Below are 16,320 nucleotides of genomic sequence, written 5' to 3' on the forward strand. Positions count from 1 at the left end.
CAACGCAGCACAAATATCTCAAACAAATCGATTGAACAGTTGGAAAAATTAGGCAATAAAATTTATTTGTCAACAGAACGGACAGAAGCAGAATTCATGAAGCGGGCGATTTTCTTGTCGGCGGGACGCTGTGGAATGTCTTGCTGCTGCAGGAAATCCAAGAAGCGTTTTTGGCCATTTTCAGCATCAGCTACTTCGAATTCCAATTCAAAATCTTCATGGCCGTTGTACTCGGAATGGTCAATCACCAGAAGCCCATCCAGATAGTCGAACTCTGCACGATGAGTGGTCAATGTGCCGATCGATTCTAATTGCGCCAATGGAATATCCATTTCCTGCAGGGCAAGCGAAACTTCAGGTGCTTCAAAAGTCTTTAATTCCAGCATGCGGCGCGCTTGTTCTCTGGTCAATTTATCAGTGATTTCGTAATGTCCGACTGGCGCCGGAATCTTTAACGTACATTCGAAGCGCCCCTGTTTATTGCGGATGCGAAGAGCGCCGAGCTTGTTCTTCAATTGAAAGTCGGGCGTGTCAAAATAATGGTTGTGCTGGGTTTTAGGCCCGTTGTGGAAAGCAGAAAAATCCTTCAGTAAACGCATGTATTCTTCTTTAGTGAGCATGTTTTTAAATTCGATTTCAAGTTCTTTTGTCATAAGATGCACCTCTCTAGTAACTTCATTATCGGATAGTTTAGCGCAAACTGCAACGAATGGCAGAGCTGTGTTAAAATATCATTATCAGGAAGCCAGAGAGGATGTATGAATTTGCATAAATTAGTAGCTGTATCTAAGACTGAAATTACCGACAATGAAATAGAATTCATTATTGAAGAAACAGAACCTGTCGAAGCAATTGAAGCTTCTGGCCAAATGCTGACAGATTCCGACAACCAGGCGTTTGTCTACTTGTTGGATACGGGTACTGACTATATATATGTTCAATTTGATATACATACATGGCCGGCGTTGACTAAAGCGCTTCAGCTTAAAAGCGTCCCCCTTTTAACGTGGGGCAAGCAAGTTATGCCTTTGGCTAATTTCCACGACGAACTATGGATGCTGGTGGAGAATATAGAAGGCAATGACAATTATGGTGAAGCGTTCCGCATCGCTGTTGAACAGGCATTTCATGAGGCACTTGCTTCAAGATCTTAAAGAGAAGTGAGGAGGACCGGAAATGGGTCAATGGAATCGATTTTTAGCACCATATAAACAAGCCGTAGATGAATTGAAAGTGAAATTTAAAGGAATGCGCAGCCAATTTGAAAATGGCAATACAAATTCACCAATCGAGTTTGTTACAGGCCGAGTCAAGCCTCTAGCGAGTATCTATGACAAGACGCTGGAAAAAGGCATCCCGTTCGAGCCTTCTGAACAATTGGCCCACCAGTTGCAGGACATTGCCGGAATCCGGATGATGTGCCAATTTGTCGGTGACATTGAAACGGTAGTCAGTCTGCTCAGACAACGCAAGGATCTGCGCATTGTTGAAGAAAAAGATTATATTTCCAATGAAAAGCAAAGCGGTTACCGGTCTTATCATGTCATCGTAGAATATCCGGTCCAGACCATTGATGGGGAACAGCTGATTTTGGCTGAAATCCAAATACGTACTTTAGCGATGAATTTCTGGGCCTCGATTGAGCATTCCTTGAATTACAAATATAAAGGTGTTTTTCCGGAAGAGATAAAGAATCGCCTGCAGCGAGCGGCGGAAGCCGCGTTCCAATTGGACGAGGAAATGTCGCAAATCCGGGATGAAATTCAGGAAGCCCAAGCTTATTTTACTGAATTTAAGGAATCGCCTGGAACCCATTTCCGAACCGACAGAGAAGGAGGTCGATCTGAAAGATGAAGTTTTATATTATATCGAGAACGGACAAATTATCCAATGAATTGATGGCCACTGCAAAGAATTACCTGGAGGACTTTGGGATGGAATGGAACGAAGAGGCACCGGATGTTGTCTTATCGATTGGTGGAGACGGCACGCTTCTTCACGCCTTCCATAAATACAGTGAAAAACTGGCGGATGTAGCTTTTGTCGGGATACATACGGGCCATCTTGGTTTTTATGCCGACTGGAAGCCGATCGAAATCGAAAAATTGGTTTTATCGATTGCCAAAAAAGATTATGAAGTGATCGAATATCCATTGCTTGAGGTTAGCATCCACTATCAGAACCTCGATGAGCCGGCTGTTTATCTGGCGTTGAATGAGTCAACTGTGAAATCTCCGGATGTCACATTGGTGATGGATGTCTTTTTGAATGAAAGCCATTTTGAGCGTTTCAGAGGAGACGGCCTGTGCATGTCGACGCCTTCTGGCAGTACGGCCTACAACAAAGCGCTTGGCGGGGCGATCATCCATCCGTCCTTGCAGGCGATGCAATTGACGGAGATGGCCTCCATCAATAACCGGGTTTTCCGCACAGTCGGTTCACCATTGGTTTTGCCTGCGCATCACAGATGTGCGTTGCGCCCGGTCAAGGCGCCGGATTTCATGGTGACAGTTGACCATCTGCAATTGCTTCATAAAGATGTAAAATCAATCGAATACAAAGTGGCCAGCGAAAAAGTCCGTTTTGCCAGATTCCGTTCATTCCCGTTCTGGCAGCGTGTCCACGACTCCTTCATTGACAGCGAGCTTTCAGATTGAACGCCATGAAACCTTTTCAACTGACGTATACTGCTGAAAGCCAAAGCCTGCTGCGTGAAGCATTGGGAGAATGGGGCATCTCCAAACGAACGTTGGCTTCCGTCAAGTATGGCGGCGGACAAATTTTAGTGAATGGTGCAGAGGTAACGGTCAGGCATCCCCTTGAAAAAGGCGATGCGGTGACCGTTATTTTTCCGAACGAAGAACATGGCAAGGGCCTGCTGGCAGAAGACGGGAACCTGGATATTGTCTACGAGGATGATGCTTTGCTGATTGTCGAGAAACCCCCTTTGCAGAACACGATTCCTTCTCGCGAGCATCCCTTTGGAAGCCTGGCCAATATTGTAGCCAAGCACTTTAATGACCACGGAATCCCTTCGACTTTGCACATTGCCACACGGTTGGACCGCGATACGTCCGGCCTTGTCTGTATTGCAAAAAACCGCCACATCCATCATATGATCTCCATGCAGCAGCAGGAGAAGAAGATGAAGCGGCGGTATGAGGCCTTGGTTCATGGGCTTGTAGAAAAGGACGAATTTACAATAACGGCTCCGATTGGACGGAAAAATACAAGCATCATTGAACGGGAAGTCCGTGAAGACGGGCAATTTGCGGAAACCGAAGTACGGGTGATTAAAAGGCTTCCCGATTATTCGCATATCAGCCTCCAGTTGAATACTGGAAGGACCCATCAGATCCGTGTGCATTTAGCCCATATCGGCCACCCTTTAGTTGGAGATGATTTGTACGGCGGCAAAAGGGAACGGTTGGACCGCCAGGCGCTTCACTGTACGGAATTGGAATTGATCCATCCGGTTTCCGGAGAGAAATTGTTTTTCAGTTCTTCGTTGAATGAGGACATGCAGGCATTGGTTTAATTGTAGATGTGAAAACGGTCGGGTTGGTAGGGCTGCTGAGATGGAACAGAGACGATTTCTTTTTCGGGATAGCGAAATGCCGTCAAGGCACCGCCGAACACACAGCCGGTATCGATATTAACGGTCCGGTTGATGACATAAGGTTCAGCGGTCGGCGTATGGCCATAGACCACCCACTTCGTTCCTTTGTATGTTTTAGCCCAGTCGCGCCGGATAGGGCGCCCGTCGGCATGGAATCTGCCTGTGATGTCACCATACAGCACAAAAACCGCGATGCCTTTGCTCAGCGGCTTGCCGATCATTTCAGCCTTTAAACCCGCGTGGGCGACAATCAAATCATGTTCAAGCTGCTGATAATGAGGAAGCTGCTCATAGAAATGGATATAGCGTTTCCGGAACTGCTGCCTTTCCTGTTTGGGCATCTGTTCCCATTCGGCGACAGTCATTTCCAGTCCATGGGCAAGCTGAACATTATGCCCTTTGAAAAAACGGAAAAGTTTATTGCAATGATTTCCAGGGGAATAGTAAAGGATGCCTTCATCCTGCATGGCGAACAGTAGGCGCAGGACGTTCAACGACTCTGATCCACGGTCCATCGCATCACCGACAAACGCCAGCTTTCTGTTTTCAGGATGGATGAATACATCGCCCTGTTTCTGGTAACCTAAGCGTTCGACGAGCTGCAATAGTTCTTGGTAGCAGCCATGGATGTCGCCGATGATATCGTATTTCAAGTAAACCACCTCTTTAATGAAAAATTTACTATACAGTTCTATAGTGAAGCGTATAGACTACTATAGCAAGCAGACACAATCCTCGAAAGGAGGGGGTATACATGATGGAAGAAAAAGTTATACGTGATGAGGAAATGAACGACGCATTGTTCAATGAATTGCTTATCCGCGGAGATGTTAAAGAATTCCGTGATGAGTTTTTATCGCACCATCCATACGACCAGGCAAGTTTTTATGAAAAGGCGGATTCCGCCACTAGGCAAGTGCTGTATCAGTATCTCTCTCCTAAAGAGATGGCAGATCTCTTTGAAGCAATCGAAGTGGACGATGATGATTACGAAGATTTGTTCCGCGAGATGGATGCTAGTTATGCCGCTGATCTCTTGTCCTATATGTACACGGATGACGCGGTCGATGTCTTAAACGAATTGAATAAAGAACAAGTCGCCAGTTACTTGACGATTATGGACAAAGACTCGGCGCAGCAAATTAAAGACTTGCTGCATTATGAGGAATATACTGCAGGTTCCATTATGACGACGGAGTTTGTGGCTATCCCGAAAAACTCCACTGTCCGTTCCGCGATGAACATTCTTCGCAATGCCGCTCCGAATGCGGAAACCATCTATTATGTGTTTGTGGTAGATGATGATCAAAAGCTTTCAGGCATCGTGACGTTGCGTGATTTGATTCTGGCGGAAGAAGATACTCTGATCAGCTCCATCATGAATGACCGGGTCGTCAGTGTCTCTGTCAGCGAAGACCAGGAAGAAGTGGCACGGATGATCAAAGATTATGATTTCCTGGCCATGCCGGTTGTCGATTATCAGCACCATCTGCTCGGCATCATCACCGTCGATGACATCATTGACGTGCTGGAAGAAGAAGCATCAGATGACTACTCCAAACTGGCCGCTGTCTCGGATATGGACACGTTTGACAAAGGATCCTTTACCGCGGCTAAAAAACGGCTGCCTTGGTTGATTTTATTGACGTTCCTTGGAATGCTGACGGCTAACCTCATGGGTATGTTCGAAGCGACATTGGATCAGGTAGCGTTGCTTGCTGTCTTTATTCCGCTTATTGCGGGAATGGCAGGGAACAGCGGAACTCAAGCTTTGGCCGTAGCAGTCCGTGGGATTGCGACAGGAGACATCGAAGAAGAAAGCAAGATCAAGCTGTTGTTCCGGGAAGCCGGCACAGGTCTGATTACAGGCGTGGTCTGTGGCATCGTAGTGGTAGGCTTAGTGTACTTCTGGAAAGGTGAATTGCTGATCGGTGTATTGGTCGGAACCGCTGTTTCCAGCTCTATTTTTGTGGCGACTCTTGCGGGTTCGTTCATTCCATTATTGATTCACCGGATGAAGATTGATCCGGCTGTCGCTTCAGGACCCTTTATCACTACTTTAAATGACATCATTTCCATTTTGATTTATTTAGGTTTAGCGACAACGTTCCTAGGCAGCCTCTAGAAAAGTGCGAATTGCACTTTTCTTTTTTGTGATGTATTATTAGTACCAGGTAATAATAACAGATGCAGGAGGAATGGACATGTCAATATCATTAGAAGGAAAGACTTTTGTCATTATGGGAGTAGCCAACAAGCGGAGCATCGCTTGGGGAATCGCACGTTCGTTGGATCAATCGGGAGCTAACCTGATTTTCACTTATGCAGGTGAGCGCTTTGAAAAATCTGTGCGTGATTTGGTGGCTACGTTGGATGGCAACCACGAACTGATTTTGCCATGTGATGTGACAAATGACGAAGCTGTAGCAGAATGCTTTACGGCCATTAAAGAACAGGTAGGCACCATCCATGGACTTGCGCATTGCATCGCTTTCGCGAAGAACGAGGAACTGGCAGGAGATTTTTCGGATACGTCAAGAGACGGATTCTTGCTGGCACAAAACATCAGTGCATACTCATTGACCAATATTGCCAAAAACGCCAAGCCATTGATGGCTGAAGGCGGAAGCATTGTAGCTTTGACATACATCGGCGGCGAGCGCGTTATGCCGAATTACAATGTCATGGGCGTTGCAAAAGCTTCTCTTGAAATGTCGGTGCGTTATTTAGCAGCAGATCTGGGGCGTCATGGAATTCGTGTCAATGCGATTTCTTCAGGTCCGATTCGTACACTTTCTTCTAAAGGAGTCAGTGATTTCAATTCGATTTTGCATGAAATCGAAGAAAAAGCGCCACTGCGCCGCAACACTACACCGGAAGAAGTGGGCGATACAGCATCATTCCTCTTCAGCGACATGTCTCGCGGGATTACAGGAGAAACCATCCATGTAGACAGCGGATACCATATCCTTTAAAGAACACAAAAAAACAGGGCGACCAGATTAGCGGTCGTCCTGTTTTTTCATGTCTGCAAAACCATCAATTAACGACTTTTTCCATCGATTTGTGGGGGATTCCCGCATCCATGAATTCTTCTGATGTCACTTCATAGCCAATATTTTCATAAAAGGAGATAGCGTGGGTCTGGGCATTCAATTTAAGTCTGAAAATCCCGTTTGTCCGTGCATACTCTTCCATCTCGTTCATCATCATGACACCGATATGCTGTCCACGGTACTCGGGGAGCACGCATACCCGTTCGACTTTGCCGAGGCCTGCTTCTACTTCCCGCATCCGTCCGGCAGCAATCGGCTGTTCAAGCTGATAGCCGACAAAATGAATGGCACTGTCATCGTATTCATCCATTTCAAGATGAACCGGAACTTTCTGCTCTTCCACAAAAACTTTTCTGCGGATATCAAAGGCCTGTTCTTTTTCCAATTGGTTTTCGGTTATTTTTACTTTCAGCACTTATTGATCATCTCCAGTTAATCGGAATGTCTCGTAGACCGTCCATGAACCATCTTCCAATTGATAAAGTAAATGAATGCGGTCAATCATTTCATCGTGGTCGATGCCTGCCATCTTCAATTGGGCAAAAACATCGGCATGTTCGGTATCAGACAATTTCTGTCCAATCGTAACATGCGGTACGAAAGAATGCTTCGGCATACCGCCAAAGAAATCGGAATGTAAGTCTTCATGCAACGCTGAGATATCAGCATTCGGTTCCACTTTGAAATACAAAGTATTGGTGACCGGAGAAAATGTGCTGACACGCGTCGCGTGCAATTTAAACGGTTTATGGCGTTTGGCGATGTTCTGCATTTCTGCCGCAACGTCTTTTATTTTTGATGCGTCCGCCTCAAATGGATCTTTTAATGTCATGTGAGGGGTGATCAGTTCATAATGCGGATCATAGCGTTTTCTGTATGAGTTTGCGATATCCTGCAATTTTTTTGAAGGAAAAGCTGCTACTCCATATTTCATCCTAATGACCTCCTTGTCTGTAATGACCATTTCTCTGAATGCCCCCAGTTAGTCGTGGTGCCTCATCAGCTTCTACATACCGAAGTTCTGAATCAATGCACGCCGCAAATCTGGCTGCCAATGCTTCCAAGTATGGTCTCCATCAAATTCTTCATAAAAGATCGAAAACCCTTTATTTTTCATTAAATTATTTAATTTCCGGTTAGGTTCAACAAAATCTTCCGTTCCGCCATTGCTTAGTTTGACTGCTGTTTCTTCTTTTCCGATGACGTGGTAAACGGTGAAAGAATTGGCTGAATTAAAGGCTTCGACTGCTTTCAGCATGTCTTCGCCGACTTTTGGCGACTGCAGAATGACGCGGCCGAATATATTCGGGTATTTCAAAGCTGCCATCAGCGATACTGTTGCAGCCAGCGAATCCCCAATCAATGCACGGCCCATGCCGACCTGATAGGTCGGGTATTTTTCATCCAGGAAAGGCACCAGCTCATGTGCTAAAAAGCGCACGTATGCACCATGCTGTTCACCGGTCGGTTCGTATTTTTTATTGCGGTCGGACACGCTCTTATAAGGCACGCCGACCACGATGATATTTTCGATTTCCTGATTCGCCAATAACTCATCTACGACACGCGGAATCCGCCCTAATTGAAAATAATCCTTGCCATCTGAAGCGATGACCAGTGTGTATTTGTACAAGGGTGAAAAATTGGAAGGAAGGTAGACAAGCAATTGCATGTCTTCTTGAAGTTCCTTGCTGTAAATGGATAAATCTTCTACCTTTCCAGTAGTCATTTATATGCCTCCTCTAGTGGTTTGTAAGAAAATTGTACCATACTGGATGGACAAGGTATAATGGGAAAAGAACACCAAGACTATAGAAGGAAGGGGTTTTTGATTATGGATGGCGGAAGATTTCGAGTACATTCGGACGAAGTGACGAAAGCGACGCACGAGGCGTTGGAGCGAAGAGGCGTCACCAATGAAGACATAGCTAAAATCGTTTTGGATATGCAATTGCCTTTCAATGAAGGACTGACAATTGAACATTGCATGGAATCCGTTGAAAGTGTTTTGCGCAAACGTGAAATGCAGCACGCCCTGCTTGTGGGAATTGAGTTGGATGAATTGGCAGAACAAGGGAAGTTATCCCGTCCACTCCAGCAGATCGTAGGAGCAGACGAAGGGCTTTTCGGGGTCGATGAAATGATCGGTTTAGGTGCAGTATTGACTTATGGAAGCATCGCTGTAACCACATTCGGCCATTTGGACAAAAACAAAACTGGAATTATCCATAAGCTTGATACGAAATACGGCGGCCAAGTCCACACATTCCTGGATGACCTGGTAGCAAGTGTTGCGGCATGTGCATCGGCACGGATTGCCCACCGGACGCGTGACCTTGAAGAACAGGGGCGGACTTTTGAAGATCTGGCGCCGGGAGAAACAACTCCTGAAACTCATGTAGAAGGTGCTGAAACTTGATTCGAGTTTTCTAAATGTTCTCTATGTAAGCGGTTGTATTTCCTGAAATGCATTGAAAGTAGTAAGAAAGACATGCTATTATGAAAAGGAAACACAAAATACGAATTGAGCAAAGGGGAGGTCACTTTATGTTGAAGAAGAAATTTGGTTTATTTGCTGCAGTAACTCTTGCAGGATCTGTATTTTTGGCAGGCTGTGGAGATGACGCAGCAACAGAACCCGAAGGAGAAGGCGGTGGCGGGGCTTCAGATCCCGAATTCCTCAGCATCTTGACGGGCGGAACAACAGGAACATACTATCCGCTTGGTGGCGCGATGGCTACGATCGTTGAAAATGAAACGGGCTTGGACACGACTGCTGAAGTTTCCCAGGCTTCCGCTGCAAACATGACTGCACTTGCTGATGGAGCGGCGCAGATTGCGTTTGTTCAAACGGATACAGCCTTCTACGCAGCTGAAGGATCGAACATGTTCGAAGGGGAAAAGATTGATACCGTTTCCGCTATCGGTGCGCTTTACCCGGAAACCATCCAATTGGTCACAACTTCAAATTCAGGAATTGCTTCTTTTGATGACTTGGCTGGGAAGAAAATCTCTGTAGGTGCCCCTGGATCTGGGACTTATATTAATGCTGAACAATTACTGGAAATCCATGGCATGACGATGGAAGACATCGATGCTCAAAATCTTGATTTTGGGGAATCACAAGAAAGCCTGCAGTCAGGACAAATTGATGCGGCATTCATCACTGCCGGGACACCGACAGGCGCTGTTGAAAGCCTTAGCGCAACTTCAGACGTAGTGATTGTACCTGTCGAACAGGATAAAGCGGATGCATTGATCGAAAAATATCCTTACTATGCAAATGATGTTGTACCATCCGGCACTTACGGATTGGCTGAAGAAGTTCCGACTGTTTCTGTATTGGCTATGTTAGTGGTACAAAACGAACTTTCAGAAGACTTGGTGTACGACATCACTAAAGCGATCTATGAAAACACAGATCAAATCCAGCACGCTAAAGCGGAATTGATCAAAGCTGAAACGGCTCTTGATGGAATCGGAATCGATATCCATCCTGGAGCACAGAAGTATTTCGACGAAGCAAAGTAATTGAATGAGCGAACAACTGACGGTAAAGCGAAAGCTCTGCCGTCAGTTCTTTGTTTTCAAGATGGAGGAGAATGGACGATGCAGTTTCCCCGGATACAGAAGTTTCTTCCGTTAATGATTGCCCTCATCTTAATCAGCTCCTTGATCGCATTCACCCCATTCCAGAAGAATTATGTGTTTACCGATAACGAGACTGAAAAAATAACGGCTTATGTGCCGGTCAAAAGCCGGTTTTTCCAATTGATCTATACCCATTCGATCCATTTGTCAGAAGTCATTGAAAGTTATAAAGTGATCGAGGATAACGCTTTAATGATGACAGAGCTTGAATATGAAGATTTTAATATTGGCATGCCCTCAAATGCAGGAGAAGGCGAGACCTTTGTCGAAAAGGACGGTAAATACTTTATCAAGAATATGACAAGGGAACTGCCCGAATTTCGGCTGTTCGTCGGAGATGTGGATGCCGGTTTATCATTCAGAACAAAAGGACAGAAGATTGATTTGAAAAAAACGCTTGAAAGAGGGAAGTCGTATACTTTTAGGGTAGAACGCTTATCCCTGTTTCAACTAAGACAAGGAGTGAGAATTGATGAGCGATAAATTGTCTCCAGAAGAACGCGAACAGCAAAAGCTTCCGCCGGAAGATGAATCTTACATCTCGGAAGAAAAACAGAAGGAAATTCTACAGAAATACGATCCTGAATCCAATACGCGGGATTTAAGCGGAATCATTAAGCATGTGGTCTTTTTCGGGTTATTAGCTTTTTCTTTATTCCAGCTTTATACCGCTATTTTCGGGCAATATACCGCTTATATTCAGCGGTCTGTCCACTTAGGGTTTGCATTATCTTTGATCTTCATATTATTCCCGGCCAGAAAGCGCAAAGGAATCCGGCATAAAGTGGCCTGGTATGATTATATTCTGGCGCTGCTTTCAATTGGCGTAGCTGCCTACTGGCCAATCATGTATGATGATTTGGTGTTCCGTCTCGGACGGGTCACTGAACTGGATTTGATTGTCGGGATTTTAGCGATCCTGCTGACGCTTGAAGCAACTCGGCGGGCCGTGGGTATGCCGATTACCGTCATTGCCAGTTTATTTTTGGCCTATGCCTTTTTCGGGCCTTACTTCCCGAGCTTCCTGCGCCATAGAGGACAGGATCTGGATTCGATCGTCCAGCTCATGTTCTATACCACAGATGGCATACTGGGAACGCCAATCAGCGTTTCAGCCACCTTTATCTTTACGTTCCTGTTGTTCGGTTCGTTCCTGGTGAAGACCGGGGTCGGACAGTATTTCAATGATCTGGCTGTATCCTTGGCCGGTCATTTGACTGGGGGGCCTGCGAAAGTGGCCATCTTCTCCAGTGCGTTGCAGGGGACCATTTCCGGGAGTTCTGTGGCCAACGTAGTAACTTCAGGTTCCTATACTATTCCGATGATGAAAAAACTGGGATATAAGAAGGAATTTGCCGGAGGCGTAGAGGCAGCAGCTTCGACAGGCGGACAATTGATGCCGCCGATCATGGGTGCTGCAGCCTTCCTGATGGTGGAGTTTATCGGAGGAGTTACCTACTGGGAAATTGCGAAAGCAGCTGCAATACCGGCTCTTTTGTATTTCACAGGAGTTTGGATCATGACTCATTTTGAAGCCAAGCGGATTGGACTGAAAGGCCTTTCGCCTGAAGAAATGCCAAACCGCAAGGAAGTTGTGAAAAAGATTTATCTCTTGCTGCCGATTATCGCCATCATCGTTTTCTTGTTGATCGGCATTCCAACCATGCAGGCAGCACTTTACGGGATTCTGTTGACGATTTTCGTCAGTGCTTTTAATAAAGAAACACGCTTGAACTTTAAAGATATCATTTTAGCGCTTGTTGATGGGGCACGAACGGCTTTAGCTGTTGCAGCGGCAACAGCCGCCGCCGGAATCATCGTCGGCGTCGTTGTGAAGACCGGCCTTGGCCTGAGTCTGGCAAATGGGCTGGTTTCAGCTTCAGGAGGAAATATCCTGCTGACCTTGTTCTTCACCATGCTGGCAGCGATTGTTCTCGGAATGGGGTCACCGACAACTGCCAATTATGTCATCACCTCTACGATAGCGGCACCAGCCATTATCACGTTGTTGATGATGGATGAGCCGGTTGGAGCGGCAGTACCGCTGGTGGTCGCTTTATCTGCCCATCTATTCGTGTTCTACTTCGGGATCATTGCCGATATTACACCGCCTGTTGCGCTTGCAGCATTTGCAGCTTCAGGGATTTCAGGTGGCGAACCGATCAAGACTGGTTTTATTGCAGCCAAATTGGCGGCCGCGGCGTTTATCATTCCGTATATGTTTGTGTTGTCACCCGCTCTGCTGATGATCGATACCACTTGGCCTGAGCTGATCTGGGTACTGATTACAGCATTGACAGGGATGATTGCCATCGGAGCAGGATTGATCGGTTATTGGTATCGCAAGCTGAACTGGCTTGAACGCATCCTGGCATTCGCAACCGGATTAGCTTTGATTTATCCGGAGGGCTTGTCTGATACGATTGGTGCCATTGCCTTTGTTATTCTATTTGGAATCCAGTGGCTGGCGCGCGATAAAAAGCCTGCCAAAACTGTAGAAGCATAATAAACTATGAAAAAACCGGTCGGGCTGATGCCTGGCCGGTTTTCTTTTGGCTAAAAAACGAAAAAAGCCATCACCCGAAGGCGATGACTTTTTCAAAGCAAACTTTGTTCCTAAAGCTTGCAGTGGGTTTGGCACCCATTGATTCCTGCAAATCGGGAACAGCAATTTCCAACTGTTTTCCGGTGCGCTGATAAGAATGATGGATGTCAAATCTTTTACTGCACTTATCATAATACGCATACCGGCAAATGTAAAGTTGTTAGAAAATTGAATGATCCATAAGGCGGGGCATTCAATTTTTTTAAATCTTTTTTATAGTTGAAGCATAGAAACGGTTGGATTTTTTTAGAATATCGCTTTTGCTATGCAGTTCAGATCCAGTGAACCGCATGGCAGAAGTTTATTTTTTTAAAAAGGATTGCCGTTACGATCATCGTGGTATAGAATAAGAACATACGTTCCCTTTTGAGAGGTGAGAGTGATGAAAGCACTTGAATTGCCAGAACGTCATATCTTTTGTATTGATATGTGCAGTTTCTATGCCAGCGTCTCGGCGGTAGAACTGGGACTCGATCCGTTGGAAGTTTGTCTTGCAGTGGTGGGAAACCAGGAACGGAAAGGAAGTGTGGTTTTAGCGGCATCGCCTATGATGAAAAAGCGTTTTAGTGTGAGAACTGGCACACGGCTTTTTGAAATTCCGAACCATCCGGATATTTTACTGATTGAACCTAAAATGAAGCTTTATTTGGAAAAATCGATGGCCATTACTGAGCTGTTGGGCAGCTACGTGCCAAAAGAATCGATTCATGTTTACAGTGTAGACGAGAGTTTTATTGAACTGACAGGGACAGAGAAGTTGTGGGGGCCTCCTGAACAGACAATGCGCCGCATCCAACAGGAATTGCTGGACTGTTTCAAACTGCCTTCTTCGGTGGGGGGAGGGCCAAATATGCTGCTGGCAAAGTTGGCTCTCGATTTGGAGGCGAAAGAAACGGGTTTTGCCAATTGGACATATGCCGATGTGCCGAAAAAGTTATGGCCAGTGGCGCCTCTCAGTAAAATGTGGGGCATCGGCTCTCGGATGGAAAAAACCTTAAACAGCATGGGGATTTTCTGTATTGGAGATTTGGCCTGTACAGACGTCTCTCTTTTGGAGGAGCGCTTTGGGATTATGGGCAATCAACTCCACCAACACGCCAATGGCATCGACTTGTCGGATTTAGGTGCGCCTTTGGTGGAGGGACAGGTCAGTTACGGAAAAGGACAGATTTTATATCGCGATTACATAGAAGAAAAAGACATCATGACGATTATTCTGGAAATGTGTGAAGATGTTGCGATGCGTACGCGTAAAGCTCACCGCATGGGGCGGACAATTCACTTGAGTGTTGTTTACAGCAAGTCCGTATTCGGCGGCGGATTCTCCCGTTCGCGCTCTATTGACGAAGCAACGAATGATACGCTGAAAATTTATCGCGTCTGCCAGGAGATTTTTCATGAGCATTTCCAACATAAACCGGTTCGCCAGATTTCGTTGTCCATCAGCAATCTGGAAGAAGAGTCGTCGATGCAGTTAAGTCTGTTCGATGAAAGGAAGTTTGAAAACAGGCGCTTGGGGAGTGCCATGGATGCCATCCGGAAAAAGTATGGCTATTCGGCTATCTATCGGGGCATCTCGGGCACACAGGCGGGCACCGCCATAGCGCGGACAAAATTGATCGGCGGACACAACAAAGAATAGGGGTGGTCCGATGAAACGCAATAAGTATTTAAAGACAGTCGGCGATATTAAAGATCGCGGGAACATTAAATGGACAGCCTTGATGCTGCCGGAACATGTCGAAATGATCCGGGAATGGTACGAGAAAGACGAACAAGTGCCAAAACCCGAGTTGAACGGAGACGACTTGCAGTTGATTCAGGAAGAGATGGAGATTGCGCTGAAGCGGCAATGCGAAGTTCTCATCCGCTGCTGGAAAGATGGTGCCATCGAGGCACACAGGGGGACGATTAAAAGCATTGATGGGAAAACTCGAATGTTGATTTATGAGGATCCATTCAAGCAGCGCAGACTGCCCGTGGATGAAATCGTGTCGATTGTGATGGTGGATTAAACCGGCAGGCATGGCCTAAAAAAGTGACAAAAAAGGATGATAAAATGAAACGGATGAATTTGTATTTTTTTGGTGAAGAGCACATAAGTTTTCAAGATGGCTTTTATTTTTACGGGATGAACTTACTGGGGATCGCCTTGCTGTTTTTGATGCAGTTTTGATGTTGAAGATAAAGATGAATAGGATTTCAAATTTGGTGCGGGAGCTTTATGCATCCCGTTTTTTGTGATACAAAAAAACCGCGCAGCCTAAATGGCTGTGCGGTTCTTCATCGTACTATATGATTCCTACTGGGCTCGAACCAGCGACCTCTACCCTGTCAAGGTAGCGCTCTCCCAGCTGAGCTAAGGAATCTCAATTTCCAGGACAAATATAAGTATAGCTTGTCCACGGAAAAAGTCAATAGTTTTTGGAGAAGAAAAATAAGCGCTGTATTTCCCTTTATCCGTCCCGCCGGAGCACTGTCAGGGCATGCGAAAATACGCTGCATTTCATCGACGACACAGCCGGAAGAAGGCCCCATAAAGAACTGTTGTCCTACTGTCCAACCCCTCTGAAACCGGCGTCTTGCGCTTCTTGTTCTGTACAGAACCATTCTTCGGGATTGGTTTGTTCATAAGAAGAATCACTCGGCATGTGATAGATTTTATTGCCGTTGCGGTTGATATTTCCTTTGATTTCACAATCACCGTCTATTGGCTCTTCAGTGGAAGGACGGGCATTTCCGGAAGATTCCTGTCCAAATGCTTCTGAATTGAAGCCCCGGTCGGTGGAATAGTTTTCGTATTGCCAAATTCCTGCTTCCTCATCTTTGGCGATTTGCTCCGCTTTTTCAAAATCATCCAGGTAACGGGTATTTGGAGGGAAGACATAGGCAACCCGGGCCAGTCCAGACTCCAGCATCTGTTCCTGAACACTTTCGCCATCGACGTAGATATAAGCCAGCAAGCGGTCATAATCGTCAAAACGGTCGCCGACGTCAAACTCGATCGAGACATCGCCTGATTCGATCAGCCGTTTGTTTTCTTCTGTCGCTTCTTTGCCAAGAGGCTGTTCACCCAGGCGCGGGTGATTGGTTTCCGGCGTATCCATCAACAAGTAGCGGACAGTGACTTCTTCGCCTTCATAAATGATTTTTATGGTATCGCCATCAATGACCTGCGTCACTTCCACATCGATCCGGTCGGTTGTGCCGGATGTATCAGTCGATTCCAGCATGCCGCATCCTGAAAGAAAGAATAAGGCCAGCAGCATAAGTTTTAGTTTCATAGGATCCCTGCTTTCGTTTCCATTATTATATGGATAATTAGGCTTTCTGGCAATGCGACAGCGGTTAGCGGATTTGGGTTCAGCTATAACTGTCCGGGAAATTTG

At 46.0% G+C, this 16,320-nt stretch carries 18 protein-coding genes and 1 tRNA gene; 12 read left to right on the top strand and 7 right to left on the bottom strand.

Annotated features, from left to right (window positions below; genetic code table 11):
* Positions 1-62 precede the first annotated feature (62 nt).
* Positions 63-653, bottom strand: coding sequence for a CYTH domain-containing protein (locus QMA04_RS05540; protein WP_290184436.1), 591 nt, complete (start codon positions 651-653; stop codon positions 63-65).
* A gap of 105 nt (positions 654-758) precedes the next feature.
* Between QMA04_RS05540 and QMA04_RS05545 the strand changes: the two genes are divergently transcribed.
* Genes QMA04_RS05545 through QMA04_RS05560 form a run of 4 tightly spaced genes read left to right on the top strand, consistent with a single transcriptional unit; the run spans position 759 to position 3,538 of the window.
* Positions 759-1,154: a UPF0738 family protein gene (locus tag QMA04_RS05545; RefSeq protein ID WP_290184438.1), complete on the top strand. Its 396-nt coding sequence runs from the start codon at positions 759-761 to the stop codon at positions 1,152-1,154.
* Positions 1,155-1,176: 22 nt separating this feature from the next.
* A complete protein-coding gene (yjbM, locus tag QMA04_RS05550) occupies positions 1,177-1,854 on the top strand; it encodes a GTP diphosphokinase (RefSeq protein ID WP_191713882.1) in 678 nt (225 codons plus the stop codon).
* Positions 1,851-2,657 (top strand): NAD kinase, encoded by an 807-nt coding sequence (locus QMA04_RS05555; RefSeq protein WP_191713883.1) that lies wholly within the window; start codon positions 1,851-1,853, stop codon positions 2,655-2,657. The genes yjbM and QMA04_RS05555 overlap by 4 nt, the downstream gene beginning before the upstream one ends.
* Before the next feature lie 5 nt (positions 2,658-2,662).
* Entirely contained in the window at positions 2,663-3,538 is an 876-nt protein-coding gene (locus tag QMA04_RS05560; RefSeq protein ID WP_191714487.1) for an RluA family pseudouridine synthase, read from the top strand.
* Here the strand turns inward: QMA04_RS05560 and prpE are convergent.
* A complete protein-coding gene (prpE, locus tag QMA04_RS05565; RefSeq protein ID WP_290184442.1) occupies positions 3,535-4,272 on the bottom strand; it encodes a bis(5'-nucleosyl)-tetraphosphatase PrpE in 738 nt (245 codons plus the stop codon). The genes QMA04_RS05560 and prpE overlap by 4 nt on opposite strands.
* A 101-nt stretch (positions 4,273-4,373) precedes the next feature.
* Between prpE and mgtE the strand changes: the two genes are divergently transcribed.
* Complete coding sequence (gene mgtE / locus QMA04_RS05570; protein WP_191713885.1) at positions 4,374-5,744, top strand: magnesium transporter; 1,371 nt, start codon at positions 4,374-4,376, stop codon at positions 5,742-5,744.
* Between the two features lie 79 nt (positions 5,745-5,823).
* Positions 5,824-6,594, top strand: coding sequence for an enoyl-ACP reductase FabI (fabI, locus tag QMA04_RS05575; protein WP_290184445.1), 771 nt, complete (start codon positions 5,824-5,826; stop codon positions 6,592-6,594).
* Between the two features lie 64 nt (positions 6,595-6,658).
* Here fabI and QMA04_RS05580 read toward each other — a convergent pair whose 3' ends face one another.
* The 3 genes from QMA04_RS05580 to QMA04_RS05590 form a co-directional block, all read right to left on the bottom strand.
* Positions 6,659-7,090, bottom strand: coding sequence for a GNAT family N-acetyltransferase (locus QMA04_RS05580; RefSeq protein WP_191713887.1), 432 nt, complete (start codon positions 7,088-7,090; stop codon positions 6,659-6,661).
* Positions 7,091-7,609 carry a YjcG family protein gene (locus QMA04_RS05585; protein WP_290184448.1) on the bottom strand — a complete coding sequence of 173 codons (519 nt, stop codon included), beginning with the start codon at positions 7,607-7,609 and terminating at the stop codon, positions 7,091-7,093.
* A gap of 72 nt (positions 7,610-7,681) precedes the next feature.
* A complete protein-coding gene (locus QMA04_RS05590; protein WP_290184450.1) occupies positions 7,682-8,404 on the bottom strand; it encodes an alpha/beta hydrolase in 723 nt (240 codons plus the stop codon).
* A 105-nt stretch (positions 8,405-8,509) separates the two neighbouring features.
* Here QMA04_RS05590 and QMA04_RS05595 point away from each other — a divergent pair, with 105 nt between their 5' ends.
* The 6 genes from QMA04_RS05595 (at position 8,510) to QMA04_RS05620 (ending at position 14,946) form a co-directional block, all read left to right on the top strand.
* The gene (locus QMA04_RS05595) at positions 8,510-9,094 is read left to right on the top strand and encodes a phosphatidylglycerophosphatase A family protein (RefSeq protein WP_191713890.1); all 585 of its coding nucleotides are present in this window, start codon (positions 8,510-8,512) and stop codon (positions 9,092-9,094) included.
* A gap of 128 nt (positions 9,095-9,222) precedes the next feature.
* Positions 9,223-10,206: a TAXI family TRAP transporter solute-binding subunit gene (locus QMA04_RS05600; RefSeq protein WP_290184453.1), complete on the top strand. Its 984-nt coding sequence runs from the start codon at positions 9,223-9,225 to the stop codon at positions 10,204-10,206.
* Positions 10,207-10,284: 78 nt separating this feature from the next.
* On the top strand, positions 10,285-10,809 hold the full coding sequence (locus QMA04_RS05605; RefSeq protein ID WP_203339324.1) for a DUF1850 domain-containing protein: 525 nt from the start codon (positions 10,285-10,287) through the stop codon (positions 10,807-10,809).
* Positions 10,799-12,832, top strand: coding sequence for a TRAP transporter permease (locus QMA04_RS05610; protein WP_290184456.1), 2,034 nt, complete (start codon positions 10,799-10,801; stop codon positions 12,830-12,832). Before QMA04_RS05605 ends, QMA04_RS05610 begins: the two co-directional genes overlap by 11 nt.
* 481 nt (positions 12,833-13,313) lie before the next feature.
* On the top strand, positions 13,314-14,573 hold the full coding sequence (locus QMA04_RS05615) for a Y-family DNA polymerase (protein ID WP_191713894.1): 1,260 nt from the start codon (positions 13,314-13,316) through the stop codon (positions 14,571-14,573).
* 10 nt (positions 14,574-14,583) lie between these two features.
* Positions 14,584-14,946 (top strand): YolD-like family protein, encoded by a 363-nt coding sequence (locus QMA04_RS05620; RefSeq protein ID WP_191713895.1) that lies wholly within the window; start codon positions 14,584-14,586, stop codon positions 14,944-14,946.
* 281 nt (positions 14,947-15,227) lie between these two features.
* Here QMA04_RS05620 and QMA04_RS05625 read toward each other — a convergent pair.
* Both QMA04_RS05625 and QMA04_RS05630 read right to left on the bottom strand, forming a co-directional pair.
* A tRNA-Val gene (locus tag QMA04_RS05625) sits at positions 15,228-15,300 on the bottom strand.
* A 183-nt stretch (positions 15,301-15,483) separates the two neighbouring features.
* The gene (locus QMA04_RS05630) at positions 15,484-16,215 is read right to left on the bottom strand and encodes a thermonuclease family protein (RefSeq protein ID WP_191713896.1); all 732 of its coding nucleotides are present in this window, start codon (positions 16,213-16,215) and stop codon (positions 15,484-15,486) included.
* Positions 16,216-16,320: the final 105 nt, after the last annotated feature.

The organism is Planococcus sp. APC 3900 (assembly GCF_030407735.1).
GTDB classification, from domain to species: domain Bacteria; phylum Bacillota; class Bacilli; order Bacillales_A; family Planococcaceae; genus Planococcus; species Planococcus notacanthi.

Bases quoted from the DNA above. Each gene is read 5' to 3' on its own strand.
- QMA04_RS05615 (WP_191713894.1), top strand. From the start codon at position 13,314: ATGAAAGCACTTGAATTGCCAGAACGTCATATCTTTTGTATTGATATG.
- QMA04_RS05555 (WP_191713883.1), top strand. From the start codon at position 1,851: ATGAAGTTTTATATTATATCGAGAACGGACAAATTATCCAATGAATTG.
- QMA04_RS05620 (WP_191713895.1), top strand. From the start codon at position 14,584: ATGAAACGCAATAAGTATTTAAAGACAGTCGGCGATATTAAAGATCGC.
- QMA04_RS05540 (WP_290184436.1), bottom strand. From the start codon at position 653: ATGACAAAAGAACTTGAAATCGAATTTAAAAACATGCTCACTAAAGAA.
- QMA04_RS05600 (WP_290184453.1), top strand. From the start codon at position 9,223: ATGTTGAAGAAGAAATTTGGTTTATTTGCTGCAGTAACTCTTGCAGGA.
- mgtE (WP_191713885.1), top strand. From the start codon at position 4,374: ATGATGGAAGAAAAAGTTATACGTGATGAGGAAATGAACGACGCATTG.
- QMA04_RS05630 (WP_191713896.1), bottom strand. From the start codon at position 16,215: ATGAAACTAAAACTTATGCTGCTGGCCTTATTCTTTCTTTCAGGATGC.
- yjbM (WP_191713882.1), top strand. From the start codon at position 1,177: ATGGGTCAATGGAATCGATTTTTAGCACCATATAAACAAGCCGTAGAT.
- QMA04_RS05605 (WP_203339324.1), top strand. From the start codon at position 10,285: ATGCAGTTTCCCCGGATACAGAAGTTTCTTCCGTTAATGATTGCCCTC.
- QMA04_RS05610 (WP_290184456.1), top strand. From the start codon at position 10,799: ATGAGCGATAAATTGTCTCCAGAAGAACGCGAACAGCAAAAGCTTCCG.
- QMA04_RS05595 (WP_191713890.1), top strand. From the start codon at position 8,510: ATGGATGGCGGAAGATTTCGAGTACATTCGGACGAAGTGACGAAAGCG.
- QMA04_RS05560 (WP_191714487.1), top strand. From the start codon at position 2,663: ATGAAACCTTTTCAACTGACGTATACTGCTGAAAGCCAAAGCCTGCTG.
- QMA04_RS05545 (WP_290184438.1), top strand. From the start codon at position 759: ATGAATTTGCATAAATTAGTAGCTGTATCTAAGACTGAAATTACCGAC.
- QMA04_RS05590 (WP_290184450.1), bottom strand. From the start codon at position 8,404: ATGACTACTGGAAAGGTAGAAGATTTATCCATTTACAGCAAGGAACTT.
- QMA04_RS05585 (WP_290184448.1), bottom strand. From the start codon at position 7,609: ATGAAATATGGAGTAGCAGCTTTTCCTTCAAAAAAATTGCAGGATATC.
- fabI (WP_290184445.1), top strand. From the start codon at position 5,824: ATGTCAATATCATTAGAAGGAAAGACTTTTGTCATTATGGGAGTAGCC.